Genomic DNA, 14,495 nt, shown 5'->3' on the forward strand with positions numbered 1-14,495 from the left:
CGCATCGCCTGCGACCGTCACCGGCGGGCGGCGGTCAGAACAGCCCGCTCAGCGGGGGCTGCTCACCGGTGAGGTGGTAGGCGCCCGCCGCTGCGGCCTTCCACAGGCGCGGGTTGTGGTTGGCGACCGTGCGGGCGTTGCGCCAGTGCCGGTCGAGGTTGTGCTCCCGGGCGACAGCCGAGCCGCCACCTACGTCGAACACGAGTTCCCCGGCCCGCAAGGCGGCGTCGGCGGCGACGTACTGCGCCTGGGCGACCTCGACCGAGGCCCGGACCAGCGCGTCCTCGGCGAGGTCGGCTGCCCAGGCGTCGTCGATCGCCTGCGCGGCGGCGAGCACGACCGCCTCGGCGGCGTACGCCCGCGCGGCGATCTCCCCCACCGCGAGCCGCACGTACGGGTCGTCCACGGCCCGCGCGGCGGTGCTGTGCTTGATCGGCCGGGCTCGGTCCCGGGCGAACGCGGTCGCGTCGCTCAGCGCGTCACGGGCGATGCCGGCCAGCACCGCGCCGAGGTAGAGCTGCAGGAACGCGGTCACCGGCGAGCGCCGGTCGCGGAAGCCGCGCCGGTCGCGCAGTTCGTGCGGGTGCACCACCAGATCGTCGAGGTCGGTGGTGCCGCTGGCGGTCAGCCGCTGGCCGATGGCGTCGAAGTCGTCGTGCAGCCGCAGCCCGGCGCGGTCGCGGGGCACGATGAACGAGACGGGCTGCCCGTCGTCGTCCAGCGCGGTGGCGCTGACCCAGTCCGCGAACAGGGATCCGGTGCTGTAGTACTTGCTGCCCGTGGCCCGGTAGTGCGCACCCTCGCGGGTGATCCGGGCGCTGATCGCCCCGTTCGCGCCGCCGATCTCCCAGCCCGCGTTACCGACGACCTGGCCTGCCATCAGGCGGCAGAACCAGGTCTTGCGCTCGGCGTCGGAGCCCTGCGCGACCAGCCCTTCCACGAACGAGAAGTCGGGCCGCAGCGCCTGGGCGACGTTGGAGTCGGCCGCGGCCAGGTCGACGACGAAGCGGATGGTGTCGCGCACGCTCGCACCCGCGCCGCCGTACGCCTCGGGGATCCGGAAGGCGAACAGCTGCTCCTTCGCCACCGCCCGGACCTGGTCGTACGGCAGCTCGCGCAGCCGTTCGCGGTCGGCCGCACCGGCCCGGATCTGCGCGAGCACCGGCGCGGCCCGCTCATGCAGCACCCGTGCGGTCAAAGCCGCGGTCGTCGGTTCGACGAGGTCCGGTTCTGTGGTCGGCACGCTAGGCCGCCTGCAGGGAGCGCGCGACGAGGGCGTCGGTGAAACCGGTGACGACGGCGTCCAGGAACGCCTGCCCGGTGGCGTCGAGCAGGATGCCGCCGCCGTCGGTGTCGACGATGGTCTTGTCGTGGATGAAGCACCCGGCCACGATGTGCGTCGCACCCATGCTGGACAGCACCGGCCGCAGCGCGTAGTCGATGGCCAGCACGTGGGCCGGGGTGCCGCCGGTGGCCAGCGGCAGCACCACCTTGCCGGCCAGCGCGTACTGCGGCAGCAGGTCGAGCAGCGACTTCAGGACGCCGCTGTAGGCGGCCTTGTACACGGGCGTCGCGACGATGACGCCGTCGGCGGCCGCGATCGCCGCGCCGACGGACAGAATCGCCGGGTGGTGCACGTCCGCGCCGAGCAGCGCCTCGGCGGGCAGGTCCCGGACCGCGAGGTGGCGCACCTCGTATGAGCCGGACCCGGGCAGGTTGTCGGCGACGTGCCGCAGCACGCGCGCGGTCTTCGAGGTGGGTGACGGCGATCCGGAGATCGCGAGGATCGAGGGCATGGGGTTCCTCCTCAGCCGACGGGCACGGGTTCGGGCGTGGCCGCCGCGAGCGCGGCGGGATCGCGGTAGCGGGCCCCGGGGTGCACGTCGGGCAGCCGGGGCCGCCCGGCCCCGAACAGCCGCTCGCGCAGGGTCTCGCCGTCGTCGTAGGACGCCCGGTAGCGGCCGCGTCGCCGCAGCTCCGGGACGATCAGCTCGATGAAGTCCGCGGCGGTGCCGGGGGTCAGGAACTGGCGCAGGTTGATCCCGTCGATGCCGCCGTGGTCGACCCAGCGCTCCAGCTCGTCGGCGACGACCTTGGGCGTGCCCGCGACGAAGAACGGCCCGCGGTCGAACCCGCCGATCCGCTCGAGCACTTCGCCGACGGTCTGCTCGGGCCGGAACCGGCTGCCCAGGCGCTGGTGGCCGGGGTCCTGCCGGGCGATGATGTCGGCGACGCGCTCGTCGGGGCGGTAGCGGGTCCAGTCCAGCCCGGCTCCGGCGTGCGCGAGGTGGCCTTCCACGCTGCGCAGGCGCCGGAACTCGGCGACCTTGCGGTCCACCTCGGCGTCGGTGCGGCCGACGATGACCGCCGCGCCCGCGAGGAACTTGATGTCGTCGCGACCGCGGCCGTACGCGACCGCCCGGTCCTTGGTGTCCTCGATGTTCGCGCGCACGTCGTCGAGGGAGAACCCGCCGACGAACACCGCCTCGGCGTGCCTGGCCGCGAAGCCGCGGCCCGCGTCCGACGCCCCGGCCTGGTAGATCACCGGCGTACGCTGCCGGGACGGCTCGCTCAGGTGCGGCCCGGCGACCCGGTAGTGCTCGCCGACGTGGTTGATGTAGCGGACCTTCGCCGGGTCGGTGTAGACCCGGTTGTCGCGGTCGCGGATCACCGCGTCGTCGTCCCAGGACCCTTCCCACAGCTTGTAGAGCACGTCGAGGTACTCGTCGGCGATGGCGTATCGCTGGTCGTGCTCGACCTCGTCGGCCAGGCCGAAGTTGCGGGCCGCGTTGGGCAGGTAGGAGGTGACCACGTTCCACGCCACCCGGCCCTTGGTCAGGTGGTCCAGCGTGGACATGCGCCGCGCGAACGCGAACGGCGGCTCGTAGGTGGTGGAGAACGTGGCGGCGAAGCCCAGGTTGCGGGTCACCGCCGCCATGGCCGGGATGAGCAGCAGCGGATCGTTGTTCGGGATCTGCACGGCCTCGCGCAGCGCGGTCTGCGGCCCGCCCCGGAATCCGTCGTACGCGCCGATGACGTCGGCCAGGAACACCGCGTCGAAGGTCCCGTACTCCAGCAGCTGGGCCAGCTCGGTCCAGAACTCGAGGTCGTTGAAGCGGTGCCGGTTGTTGTCGGGGTGCACCCACAGGCCGTGGGAGATGTGCCCGACGCAGTTCATCTCGAACAGGTTGACGTGGATCTGCTTAGGCACGCGGGCCTCCCTGGGTTGCGGGGGTGAGCACGGCCGACAGCAGCGTGCGGGTGTACTCGTGCGCGGGCGCGGTGAAGATCTGGCGTACGTCGCCGGACTCGACGACCTCGCCGTCCTTCATCACCAGCACCCGGTCGCTGACGTGGTGGATCACGCCCAGGTCGTGCGAGATGAACAGGTACGCGATGCCGAGCCGTTCCTGCAGGTCGGCGAGCAGGTCCAGGATCTGCGCCTGGACCGAGACGTCCAGCGCCGACACCGGCTCGTCGCAGACGATCAGCTCCGGCTCCGGGGCCAGCGCGCGGGCGATCGCCACCCGCTGCCGCTGGCCGCCGGAAAGCTCCAGCGGCCGCCGCTTGAGGTGCTCCGCGCCGAGGCTGACCTGTTCGAGCAGCTCGACGGCGCGGTCGCGGCGCTGCCCGGCCCGCAGGCCGGTGACGCCGATCGCCTCGCCGAGCACCCGCTCGACGGTATAGCGGGGGTCGAACGAGCTGAGCGGGTCCTGGTAGACGATCTGCAGCCGGCGGCGCTCGGCGCGCTTGTCCGCCGGGGTGAGGCTGTCCCAGCGGCGGCCGCGCACGCTGACGTGCCCGCCGTCGGCCCGTTCCAGGCCCAGGATCAGCCGGGCGGTCGTCGTCTTGCCCGATCCGGACTCCCCGACGATGCCGAGCGTCTCCCCCGGGTGCACCGCGAAGGACACTTCACGGACCACGGTCCGGTTGACCTTGTCCGGTCCGGCGTACGCCTTGACCAGTCCTTCGGCGGCGACGATCGGGGTGGTGCGGTCGAACTCGCGTGGGGTGGCCCGGATGACGGCGGCGGGCGCGGACGACAGCCGGGTGCCCTTGGCGTGCGTGGCGGGCACTGCCGCCAGCAGCGCCTTCGTGTATCGGTCGCGCGGATCCTCCAGCACCTGCCGGGTCGGGCCCTGCTCGACGATGCGCCCGGCGCGCATCACCGCGACCCGGTCGGCCAGCCGCGCGACCACGGACAGGTCATGGCTGACCACGAGCATGCCCGCGTCGCCGCGCTTGAGTTCGCCGAGCAGTTCCAGGATCTGCGCCTGTACGGTGGCGTCCAGGGCGGTGGTGGGCTCGTCGGCGATGACCAGCCGCGGTTCACAGGCGATCGCGGAGGCGATCAGCGCCCGCTGCCGCAGGCCGCCGGAGAGCTGGTGCGGATACTGCTGCGCGCGCAGTTCCGGCTCGGGGACCCCGACGGCCCGCAGCAGCTCGATCACCTTCTCACCGCGGGCCGCTTTGGCCAGCGTGGTGTGCAGGGCGAGCGGTTCGGCGATCTCCCGGCCGACCGGGCGCAGCGCGTCGAGCGAGCTGAGCGCGTCCTGCAGCACGAAGCCGACCTGTGCGCCGCGGATGCCGCGCCAGTGGCGTTCGGTGTTGCGGGAGACGTCCCGGCCGTCGAACTCCAGCGTCGCGGCACGCACCCGGGCGCCGTACCCGGTGAGCCCGACCAGGGTGCGGGCCGTGACGCTCTTGCCCGACCCGGACTCGCCGACCAGCGCCAGGCACTCCCCCGGCGCGATCGTGAACGAGACCCCGTCGACGACGTCCACGCCGTGCCTGCCGAACGACACCCGCAGGTCGTCGACGTTCACCAGCGGCGCGGCCGTCGTTTCCGCGGCCGGTACGGCCGATGCGCCGATGTGCCCCGGCGCGGTGCTGCGGGCGCTCATGACCGGCCCTCCGTGCGGCGGCGCAGGTCGCGGCCGACGACGGTGACCGACAGCACGGTCAGGGTGATCGCCAGGCCGGGCACGATGACCATGAACGGGTCGTTGGAGATGTACTGGATGCCCAGCGAGAGCATGTTGCCCCACTCCGGCGCGGGCGGCTTGGTGCCCAGGCCGAGGAAGCTGAGCGACGCGCCCGCGCCGATGGCGTTGCCGACGCCGATCGTGGCCAGCACGACCAGCGGCTTGAACGCGTTGGGCAGGACGTGCCGGCGGATCACCGCCGACCGGCGCAGCCCCAGCGCGGTGGCCGCCTCGACGTAGGTCGCGTCGCGGACCACGTGCGTCTGCGCGCGGATCATCCGGGCGTAGTACGGCACGCTGGCGAACGCGACCGCGAACAGCGCGTTGACCGTGCCGGTGCCCAACAGCGTGATGACGACCAGCGCCAGCAGCAGGTCCGGGATGGACAGGGCCACGTCGATCAGCCGCATCACCGCGCCTTCGACGTACCGGTTGGCCAGGCCCGCGAGCAGGCCGATCGCGGAGCCGAGGGCGACCGCGATCCCGGTCGCGCCCAGGCCCATCACCAGCGACGAGCGCGCCCCGTAGACCATCCGGGCCAGGGTGTCCCGGCCAGACTGGTCGGTGCCGAGCAGGTGCTCGGCACCCGGCGGGACGAACGCGCCCGCGGTGCTGATCTCCAGTGGATCGTGGGAGGTGAGCAGGCCCGGCGCGACGGCGGCGACGGCGAGCAGGCCGAGGAAGGCCAGCCCCAGCGCGACACCGGGCCGGAAGGCGCGCCGCCGGCTCGCGGCATGGCCACGCCGCTCGGGCAGGACGGCGGGGACGGTGATGGCGGTCATGCGGTCACCACTCTCGGGTCGATGAGGCCGTAGACGATGTCGACGACGAGGTTGACGACCACGTACACCGCGGCCGCGAACAGCACCACGCCGAGCACCAGCGGGATGTCCTTGGTGGTGGTGGCGGTGAGCATGAGCTGCCCGACGCCGCGGCGCACGAACAGCGTCTCGGTGATGACCGCGCCGCCGAGCAGGCCGCCGATGACGAACCCGGACATGGTCACGATCTGGATGAGCGCGTGCCGCAGGGCGTGCCGCAGCCGCACCGCCGCGTCGCGCATTCCGCGGCTGCGGGCGGTGAGGATGAACGGCTGTTCGAGGACCTCCTCCAGCTCGGTACGCAGCACCTGCGACAGCGTCGCCGCGATCGGCAGCGCGAGCGTGAACGTCGGCAGGACCAGCGCGGACACCCCGTCGTTGCCCGACACCGGGAACCAGCCGGCCTGGAACGAGAACACGATGAGCAGCACCAGGCCCAGCACGAACGTCGGGAACGAGGTGAGCACCAGTTCGGTGCCCGAGGCCGCGGAGCGGATCCACGGCCGCCTCCTGGCGGTGAGGACCGCGGTCCCCACCGCCAGGACGACCGCGACCAGCGCGGCTGACAGCGCCAGCTGAACCGTCTCGCCCAGTTGCTCCCCGATCGCCGACGCCACGGGTACGCGCTGCTGGTAGCTCTCGCCCAGGTCCCCTTGCAGCAGCCGGCCCAGATAGCCGAGATACTGCTGCCACAGGGGCTGGTCGAGGCCGTAGTCGGCGCGGACCCGGTCGAGCACGGCCTGGGTCGGGTTGGCCCCGTCCCCGGCCACCGTCGCCAGGGCCGCGTCGCCGGCGGTGACGTGCAGCGCGACGAACGACAGCGTCGCCGCGCCCCACAGCACCCCGAGACCGGCGGCGAACCGGGTGGCGATGCGTTTCAGCTGGCGCATGTCTACTTCTCCAGCCAGGAGTAGGCGAAGTACGGCGTGCCGTGGGAGGTGTCGACGACGACGTCGTGCAGCTTGGCGCTGAACGCCCACAGCACGGAGTTGTCGTAGACGGGGAAGCCGGGCACGAGCTCGGCCAGGCGCTGCTGGGACTTGCCGTACAGCTCGGCCAGCTTGGCCTTGTCGCCGGTGCGGCGGGCCTCCTCCAGCCAGCCGTCGAGCTGGGCGTCGCTGATCCGGGAGGTGTTCTGGCCCAGCCGCTTCTCGTTGGGGATGCTGAACGTGGCGTACTTGATGTAGAGCACGTCCGGGGTGTTGGTGTGCCAGACGCCCGCGGACAGGTCGTAGTCGCCGTTGTAGCGCCGGGTGGTCAGCTGCGCGCTGGGCAGCAGCTCGACGTTGACCTTGATGCCGACGGCCTTCACCTGCGCCTGGACCAGGTCGAAGATCGGGCTGATGGTCGCGGTCTGAGCCACCGGCCACTGCACCAGCAGGGTCTTGCCGTCCTTGGTGCGGTAGCCCTCGGCGTCCCGACCCGTCCAGCCGGCCTTGTCCAGCAGCTCGTTGGCCTGCTTCAGGTCGTGCCCGCGCAGTTTCACCTCGGGGTCGTAGTACTTGGTGACCCGGTCGACGAAGCTGGTCGCGAGCTGCCGCTCACCGAACCCGACGGTCTTGACCAGCGCCTCCCGGTCGACCGCGGAGACGAACGCCTGCCGGATCGCGAGGTCGTCGAATGGGGCGCGGGAGGTGTTGAACTCGATGGTGTACGGCAGCCCGATCCGGTTGACGTTGGAGTACACCAGGTTCGGGTCCGTCTTCACCGCCGCCGCGTTCTGCGCCGGCACGTACCCGGTGGCCTGGTACTGGTTGCTGACCAGCGAGTTGAACCGCACGGCGTCCTGCCCGACCCAGGACACGTTGATCCCGTCCAGGTGCGCCGCGCCGGAGTAGCCGAGCTGCGGCGGCCCCCAGTCGTAGCCCGCCCGCTTGGCGAACGTCGCGCCCTGCGTCTTGGTGTACCCGGTCAGCACGAACGGGCCGGAGCCCACCGGCTTCTCGCACAGCTGCGCCGGGGTGCTCTCCTTGATCGCCTTGGGCGACAGCAGGCCCAGCCAGCCCTGCGCCAGCACGTCCAGGAACGGCGTGTACGGCTGCTTGAGCGTCACCTCCAGCGTGTACGGGTCGACGATGCGGCTGCTCTCGTAGGGCGCGATGTACGGCCCGGCCAGCGGGGAGCGGGTGTCCGGGTCGAGCATGTGCTCGAAGTTCGCGACCACGGCGGCCGCGTCGAACACCGCCCCGTCGCTGAACGTGACGCCCTGGCGCAGGTGGAAGGTGTAGACCTTGCCGTCTGCGGAGATCTCCCATTTCTCCGCCAGCCATGGACCCGGGTTGCCGTCGGTGTCGAGGTAGACGAGGTTGTCGGTCAGGATGCGCCCGAAGATCTGCTCCACGTCGGAGGAGATGGCGTGCGGGTCGAGGCACAGCGGGTCGGCCGACATCGACAGGTTCAGGATGCCCCCGGCGACCGGGGAGCCCTTGCCGTTGAGCACGTCCCCGGCGGTACGCGACGACGCGTCGGCACTGGCCGGGGTGGTGCCGCCGCTGGAGCCGCAGGCGGCCAGGGCGCCGATCGCGACGGTCGCGGCGAGCAGGCGGGTGGACAGGAGGAAACGCACGGTGAAGCCCTTCGCAAGGGGTAGGGGTGTGCCGAGACGGCCGCCCTCGTGTCGTCGGGGGCGGCTCGGAGATCGGAGTCGAGGAGCGGCGCGGGCCACGGCTGCGATGCCGTCCGGCGCGAAGCCGCGAGAAGGTCAGGCCTGAGGCAGGCCGGTGCGCGGCGTCAACAGCCGCTGCTGCACACCCGTTGGAAGTCCACATGGCGCCGTTGGGTCAGGCGCAGGCTTCGCTTCATGGCTAGGGACGGTAGGAGCGCGCAGGCAAGATCGTCCAGGCTTTTGTGACCTGGATCACACAGTTCTCCGGTATATCCCATAGAATTAATATGAATTATCTGCTCGATGGATTGTGCTGGCCCACCTGCGCGTGCCAGCATCCGTTCATGGTCAGCTCCACACCGGACCTCGTTTCGGCACCGCTCGATGCCCCGTCCACTCCCGACATCGCCCACGCGCACGTCATCGCCGACGACGCCGAGGCGCTGCGGGTCGCGGCGGCGCTCGCCGCCGAGTTCGCCGCCGACGCGGCCGCCCGCGACGCCGGCCGCCGCCTGCCCCGCGCCGAGCTCGACCGGCTGAGCGCGAGCGGGCTGCTGGCCATCACGGTGCCCGCCGAACACGGCGGCGCCGACGCGAGCACGGCCACCGTCACCGAGGTGTTCCGGCTGCTGGCCGCCGCCGACCCGAACATCGCCCAGATCCCGCACAGCCACTTCGTCTACGTCAACGTGCTGCGCCACAACGGCGCCGCGGAGCAGCGCAAGTTCTTCTTCGCCGAGGTGCTCGCCGGAAAGCGGATCGGCAACGCCCAGTCCGAGACCGGCACCAGGCACCTGATGGACTACCGCACCCGGCTCACCCCCGCCGGCGACGGCTACCGGCTCGACGGCACGAAGTTCTACACCACCGGCGCGCTGTTCGCCGACTGGCTGGCCGTGCTGGCCCGCGCCGATGACGAGAAGCTGCACGTCGCGTACACCCCCGCCGACTCCCCCGGCGTCAGCGTCGTCGACGACTGGAACGGCATGGGCCAGCGCACCACCGCCAGCGGCACCGTGCACCTCGACGGCGTCGCGATCCCCGCCGACAGGGTCGTGCCACACCACCTGACCTTCACCGGCCCGCAGCTCTACGGCGCGTTCGCGCAGATCGTGCACGCCGCGATCGACGTCGGCATCGCCGAGGGCGCGCTGGCCGACGCCGCCGAGTTCGTGCGTACCAGGACCCGACCATGGTTCGAGGCCGGTGTCGAGACCGCCGCCGAGGACCCGCTGCTCGTGCAGCGCTTCGGTGAGCTGGACCTGCAACTGCGGGCCGCCCGCGCGCTGCTGGCCCATGCCGCCGCCGAGATCGACCGCGCCGCCGTCGACCTGACCGACGACACCGCCGCCACCGCGTCGCTGGCCGTCGCCGCCGCGAAGGCGTACGCCGACCGCGCCGCCAACGAGATCAGCAGCGCCCTGTTCGAGGTCAGCGGCACCCGCTCCAGCCTCGACGACTACAACCTGCACCGGCACTGGCGCAACGCCCGCACGCACACCCTGCACGACCCCGTCCGCTGGAAGATCCAGCACCTCGGCCGGGCCGCCCTCACCGGCACCGCCCCACCACGCCACGGCCTGCTCTGACCCGCCCACCAACGTCGGTCCGGGGCCGCGACGCCGCGAGTTCGGCGACAACAGCGTCACGGCCCCGGACCGCGACCAACCCGAACAGCACGGAGACCGCACATGAGCCTCACCTTCCACTGGTTCCTGCCCACCTACGGCGACAGCCGGTTCATCGTCGGCGGCGGCCACGGCCTGCCCGCGGGCGTGGCCGGCGGCGCGCGCCCGGCGACCCTGGCCTACCTCGGCCAGATCGCCCGCACCGCCGAGCAGCTGGGCTTCGTCGGTGCGCTCACGCCGACCGGCGCGTGGTGCGAGGACGCCTGGCTGTCCACCGCCATGCTCACCGAGGTCACCGAGCGGCTGAAGTTCCTCGTCGCGTTCCGTCCCGGCCTGCTGTCACCGACCCTGGCCGCGCAGATGGCCGCCACCTTCCAGCGCCACTCCAACGGACGCCTGCTGCTCAACGTCGTCGTCGGCGGCGAGACCCACGAGCAGCGGGCGTACGGCGACTGGCTCGACAAGGACGCCCGCTACGCCCGCGCCGACGAGTTCCTGCACGTCACGCGTTCGCTGTGGCGCGGCGGCAGCGTCGACTTCACCGGCGAGCACCACCGCATCGAGGGCGCGACCATCCCGCGGGTGCCCGACCCGGTGCCGCCGATCTACTTCGGGGGCTCGTCGAAGGCCGCCGGCCCGGTCGCGGCAAAGCACGCCGACGTCTACCTCACCTGGGGCGAGCCGCCCGCGCAGGTCGCCGGCAAGCTCGACTGGATCCGCAAGCTCGCCGCCGAGGAGGGCCGGGAGCTGCGTTACGGCATCCGGTTGCACGTCATCGCCCGCGACACCGCCGACGAGGCCTGGGCGCAGGCCCGCAAACTGCTCGAAGGCATCAGCGACGACGACATCGCCGCGGTGCAGGCGGGCCTGGCCCGCAGCGAGTCCGAGGGGCAGAAGCGCATGCTGGCCCTGCACGGCGGCAAGCGGGACAGCCTGCAGATCGCGCCGAACCTGTGGGCGGGCGTCGGCCTGGTCCGCGGCGGCGCGGGCACCGCGCTGGTCGGCAGCCACACCGAGATCGCCGACCGCATCGCCGAGTACGCCGACCTCGGCATCAGCGAGTTCATCCTCTCCGGACACCCGCACGTCGAGGAGGCGTACTGGTTCGGCGAGGGGGTGCTGCCGATCCTGCGCGACCGCGGCCTGTGGACGCACCCGGCCGGCGACCCGGCGCGCGAGCTACCGAAGATCCCCTTCGCCGGCGCACAGTCCCGTTAGGCGGTGTCCTCATGACCGGATCGACGAACCAGCTGACCAGTGAAAGTGGTGCCCACCGCTGCCCGCCGGTGTCGTCGACGGGCCCGCTGGGTGGGCTGATCCCCCACGCCGTGCGGCCTGACCGCTGGTGCTGGGCGCCGGACCGGGGATTCCATCCCCGGTCGGCCCCGCACCAGCGGGTCCAGCTCACCCCGGCCGCCGGGCTGCTGACCCGCGGGCGGACCATCGGCGTACGGCAGGCGGTGGCGCTCGGCGCGGCCGGGGCGCACGCCGACCTCGCGCACGCGTTCAGCGAGCTCGACTCGTGGGTGCCGTTCCCGGACGCCGAGGTGTTCGCCCGGCTCGGCTGGGCCGCCCGGCACCTGGACGAGGCAGATGACGACACGCTGCGCGACATCGTGGCGGGGGCGCTTCGCGCGATCGACGAGGAGCTGCTGCCTGCCTCGTGGCGGCGGCCGCTGGCCATCGCGGCCGCCGGTGGGGCGGTGTCGGCGGCCGAGCAGGCGCGGCTGCGCAGCGCGGGCGATGCCGCATACCGGCGGCTGACCAGGTTGGAGACCGGCTGGCCGCAGCCGCCTGCCGACCGGCAGGCCTGGTGGGACTATGCGGCCGCGCGGGCCTGCACCACGCTGCGCGACGGCGACTGGGTCCCGGCCGCCCGCGCGGTGACCGACCTGTACGGACTGACCGCCCCGGACCCGCGCCAGGCCGCACAGTGGCTGACCGCGATCGCCGACCGGTCCACCGCCGGACTCCCCCACTGACGGCTCGCAGCCTCAGGCACACCGAGGAAGCTCGAGGTCCCAGACGATGACCGCGGGCACCGCCCACGCGGCCCGGACCGCCTCGGGCAGCAGCGCGATCAGCGACCACGGCCAACCGGCCCAGTCGCCGGGAGACGCCTCTGCCAGCGGTACCGGCGGAGGCGGTGGCGGCTGGTCACCGTCCGAGCCGCGCGGCTCCTCGCACGCCCGAATCTGGAGTCCGGCGGCCAGCGCGGCGCGCACGAAGTCGCCGGTGGTGTGCCGGTACGTGGCGACGAGGCCGGGTTCGCCGCCCGGACCGAGTGCGTGCGGGATCGAGCCGCGGAAGCCGATCTCGCAGTGGGCGTCGGAGATCACCGCATGCCCGCCGGGGCGCAGCACGCGGGCGAACTCGGCCAGCACCGGCTCCAGCGAGGGCGAGTGGGACAGCGCGAGGCCGGAGACGACGAGGTCGACGCTGTCGTCGGGCAGCGGCAGCTCGCGCAGATCGCCCAGGCGGAATTCCCCGGACGGCACCCGGACGCGGGCCCGTTCCAGCATCTCCGGTGAACTGTCCACGCCGATCACCGTGAACCCCTGCCCGGCAAGGTGCTCCGCGTGCCTTCCCGTGCCGCACGCCGCGTCGAGGGCATTGCCGACCGGCAGCGCCTCGATGAGCCGGTGCATGACCGGCTCGTCGATGTCGAACAGGCTGTTGCGCGGCTCGTCGTAGGTCGCCGCCCACTGCCGGTACCCGGTGACCGTGTCGCCCCACCCGACCTGCACGCCCGAGTGCCCGGTGAGCGCCGGGTTGGCCAGCAGCGCCCGCACCTCGGCCAGCCGCCGCTGCGTGAACTCCTCGTCGTACTCCCCGCCCCATCCGTGCAGGAGCGCGAGGCCCTCGATCCCGAGCAGGTATGCCAACGGATGCTGGTAGATCATGCCGCGACCGTAGCCCGCCGGCCCGCATCGATCCACGCAATTTCGAGCCGACACCCTCCAATGTGCTGACCAGGCGGGTCAGAGCCCGGAGCCTTTCGCGGCGACGCCGGACCGGGATGTAGGCGTTGAAATCCATTAAGCCGAATGGTTCGATAGGTGACGACTGGCAGCTACGTCCAGAACGGGGAGTTTCATGACATGGTGTACGGTCCTGCGCGTCGTCGTTTCCGCGGTCGTCGTGCTCACGTCAACGGTGGTGATCAGGTCGCCGAGCGCCCAGGCTGCCGCCGCCAACCCGGTCGTCACCTGGGACGCCAATGCCCAGCAGGCCATCTGGGATGTCGCGCAGCAGCAGCCGAACGAGCAGGCCCGCAGCTTCGCGATGGTGCATGGGGCGGTCTACGACGCGGTGAACGCGATCGCGGGCAAGCCGTACCGGCCGTATCTGGGCGCACCGGCCGCCGACGGAACGGAGTCGGCCGAGGCGGCCGTCGCGACGGCCGCGCACCAGGTGCTCGCGTTCTTGTTCCCGGCTCAGCTGGCACGGCTTCAGGCCCAGTACGACGCGGCGCTGGCCGCGGTCCCCGACAGCCCGCACAAGCAGCGCGGCGTGTCGGTGGGCGCGCAGGCGGCTGCCGCGATGATCGCGGCACGTCGCAACGATGGCGCATTCGGGTCGCAGACCTGGCGGGAGGGCACCCAGCCCGGTCAGTGGCGCCCGACGCCGCCGACGTTCGCATCGGCAGGAGCGTGGACGGGGCACGTCAAACCGTTCCTCATTCCCAGCGCGTCCATGTTCCGCACCTCAGGACCGCCCGAGCTCACCAGCCGCGCCTACGCCCGGGACTACGACGAGGTGAAGCGGCTCGGAGCGGTCGACAGTTCGGTACGCACCGCCGACCAGACGTCGGCCGCCATCTGGTGGCACGACAGGCGCCTGACCGAGTGGGAGATCAAACGGCAGGTCGCGATCGGTCAAGGGCTGGACACGCTGCAAGCCGCTCGCATGTTCGCCATGGTGGACATGACCGAGGCAGACGCCCTCATCGCGTGCTACGCCGAGAAGGAGCACTGGAGCTTCTGGCGGCCGGTGACGGCGGTCCAACTCGGCGAAACCGACGGCAACCGGGCCACCGTGGGCGATCCGAGCTGGATGCCGCTGCTCGTGACACCGGGGTTCCCCGAATACACCTCCGGCCACACCTGCTTCACCTCCGCGTCGATGGCGACGCTGGCGTTCTTCTACCGCAGGGACAACATCTCCTTCAGTGCGTACAGTCCCGCCGCGAACGCGACACGGCACTTCGCGAGCTTCTCGAAGGCGCTGGCCGAGGTCGTCGAAGCGCGCATCTGGGGTGGCGTCCACTTCCGATCCGCTGACAACCAGGGCGTGCGGATCGGGCTGTCCGTCTTCGCCTACATGGCGGCCGGGGACTACTTCAAGCCGACGAGGTAGCACGAGCATGCGGCGCCCGCCGGCCGGCGGGCGCCGCCTGGGTGAGTGCCCGGTCAGGCCGCGGGGAGCCCGCCGCTCGGGCTCCACCGACGGCGCA

Annotated in this window: 12 protein-coding genes; 4 read left to right on the top strand and 8 right to left on the bottom strand. The window is 72.2% G+C overall.

The genetic code is table 11. The annotated features are described in order from the left end of the window. Positions 1-34: 34 nt before the first annotated feature. From F9C41_RS04295 to F9C41_RS04325, 7 genes are read right to left on the bottom strand one after another with little or no spacing between them, the layout of a single operon-like run. A complete protein-coding gene (locus F9C41_RS04295; protein WP_230689283.1) occupies positions 35-1,243 on the bottom strand; it encodes an acyl-CoA dehydrogenase family protein in 1,209 nt (402 codons plus the stop codon). A gap of 1 nt (position 1,244) precedes the next feature. Beyond that, positions 1,245-1,796, bottom strand: a complete 552-nt coding sequence (ssuE, locus tag F9C41_RS04300; protein ID WP_155385234.1) for an NADPH-dependent FMN reductase — start codon at positions 1,794-1,796, stop codon at positions 1,245-1,247. An 11-nt stretch (positions 1,797-1,807) separates the two neighbouring features. Next, entirely contained in the window at positions 1,808-3,211 is a 1,404-nt protein-coding gene (locus F9C41_RS04305) for an LLM class flavin-dependent oxidoreductase (RefSeq protein ID WP_155385235.1), read from the bottom strand. Then, the gene (locus F9C41_RS04310; protein WP_155385236.1) at positions 3,204-4,904 is read right to left on the bottom strand and encodes a dipeptide ABC transporter ATP-binding protein; all 1,701 of its coding nucleotides are present in this window, start codon (positions 4,902-4,904) and stop codon (positions 3,204-3,206) included. The genes F9C41_RS04305 and F9C41_RS04310 overlap by 8 nt, the downstream gene beginning before the upstream one ends. Next, positions 4,901-5,767 (bottom strand): ABC transporter permease, encoded by an 867-nt coding sequence (locus tag F9C41_RS04315; protein ID WP_155385237.1) that lies wholly within the window; start codon positions 5,765-5,767, stop codon positions 4,901-4,903. Before F9C41_RS04315 ends, F9C41_RS04310 begins: the two co-directional genes overlap by 4 nt. Beyond that, positions 5,764-6,696: an ABC transporter permease gene (locus F9C41_RS04320; RefSeq protein WP_155385238.1), complete on the bottom strand. Its 933-nt coding sequence runs from the start codon at positions 6,694-6,696 to the stop codon at positions 5,764-5,766. Before F9C41_RS04320 ends, F9C41_RS04315 begins: the two co-directional genes overlap by 4 nt. A gap of 2 nt (positions 6,697-6,698) precedes the next feature. Beyond that, positions 6,699-8,372 carry an ABC transporter substrate-binding protein gene (locus F9C41_RS04325; RefSeq protein WP_155385239.1) on the bottom strand — a complete coding sequence of 558 codons (1,674 nt, stop codon included), beginning with the start codon at positions 8,370-8,372 and terminating at the stop codon, positions 6,699-6,701. A 383-nt stretch (positions 8,373-8,755) separates the two neighbouring features. Here F9C41_RS04325 and F9C41_RS04330 point away from each other — a divergent pair, with 383 nt between their 5' ends. The 3 genes from F9C41_RS04330 (at position 8,756) to F9C41_RS04340 (ending at position 12,021) form a co-directional block, all read left to right on the top strand. Next, positions 8,756-10,000: an SfnB family sulfur acquisition oxidoreductase gene (locus F9C41_RS04330; RefSeq protein WP_155385240.1), complete on the top strand. Its 1,245-nt coding sequence runs from the start codon at positions 8,756-8,758 to the stop codon at positions 9,998-10,000. Between the two features lie 102 nt (positions 10,001-10,102). Continuing rightward, complete coding sequence (locus F9C41_RS04335; RefSeq protein ID WP_155385241.1) at positions 10,103-11,257, top strand: LLM class flavin-dependent oxidoreductase; 1,155 nt, start codon at positions 10,103-10,105, stop codon at positions 11,255-11,257. Positions 11,258-11,268: 11 nt separating this feature from the next. Beyond that, entirely contained in the window at positions 11,269-12,021 is a 753-nt protein-coding gene (locus tag F9C41_RS04340) for a hypothetical protein (protein ID WP_155385242.1), read from the top strand. A 12-nt stretch (positions 12,022-12,033) separates the two neighbouring features. Here the strand turns inward: F9C41_RS04340 and F9C41_RS04345 are convergent, their stop codons facing one another. Further along, entirely contained in the window at positions 12,034-12,942 is a 909-nt protein-coding gene (locus F9C41_RS04345) for a class I SAM-dependent methyltransferase (protein WP_155385243.1), read from the bottom strand. A 193-nt stretch (positions 12,943-13,135) separates the two neighbouring features. Between F9C41_RS04345 and F9C41_RS04350 the strand changes: the two genes are divergently transcribed. Beyond that, positions 13,136-14,398, top strand: coding sequence for a vanadium-dependent haloperoxidase (locus tag F9C41_RS04350; protein ID WP_155385244.1), 1,263 nt, complete (start codon positions 13,136-13,138; stop codon positions 14,396-14,398). Positions 14,399-14,495: the final 97 nt, after the last annotated feature.

Origin of the sequence: Catellatospora paridis, assembly GCF_009720365.1 — a bacterium.
Classification (GTDB): Bacteria; Actinomycetota; Actinomycetes; order Mycobacteriales; family Micromonosporaceae; genus Catellatospora; species Catellatospora paridis.

Bases quoted from the DNA above. Each gene is read 5' to 3' on its own strand.
- ssuE (WP_155385234.1), bottom strand. From the start codon at position 1,796: ATGCCCTCGATCCTCGCGATCTCCGGATCGCCGTCACCCACCTCGAAG.
- F9C41_RS04310 (WP_155385236.1), bottom strand. From the start codon at position 4,904: ATGAGCGCCCGCAGCACCGCGCCGGGGCACATCGGCGCATCGGCCGTA.
- F9C41_RS04315 (WP_155385237.1), bottom strand. From the start codon at position 5,767: ATGACCGCCATCACCGTCCCCGCCGTCCTGCCCGAGCGGCGTGGCCAT.
- F9C41_RS04320 (WP_155385238.1), bottom strand. From the start codon at position 6,696: ATGCGCCAGCTGAAACGCATCGCCACCCGGTTCGCCGCCGGTCTCGGG.
- F9C41_RS04330 (WP_155385240.1), top strand. From the start codon at position 8,756: ATGGTCAGCTCCACACCGGACCTCGTTTCGGCACCGCTCGATGCCCCG.
- F9C41_RS04335 (WP_155385241.1), top strand. From the start codon at position 10,103: ATGAGCCTCACCTTCCACTGGTTCCTGCCCACCTACGGCGACAGCCGG.
- F9C41_RS04340 (WP_155385242.1), top strand. From the start codon at position 11,269: ATGACCGGATCGACGAACCAGCTGACCAGTGAAAGTGGTGCCCACCGC.
- F9C41_RS04345 (WP_155385243.1), bottom strand. From the start codon at position 12,942: ATGATCTACCAGCATCCGTTGGCATACCTGCTCGGGATCGAGGGCCTC.
- F9C41_RS04350 (WP_155385244.1), top strand. From the start codon at position 13,136: ATGACATGGTGTACGGTCCTGCGCGTCGTCGTTTCCGCGGTCGTCGTG.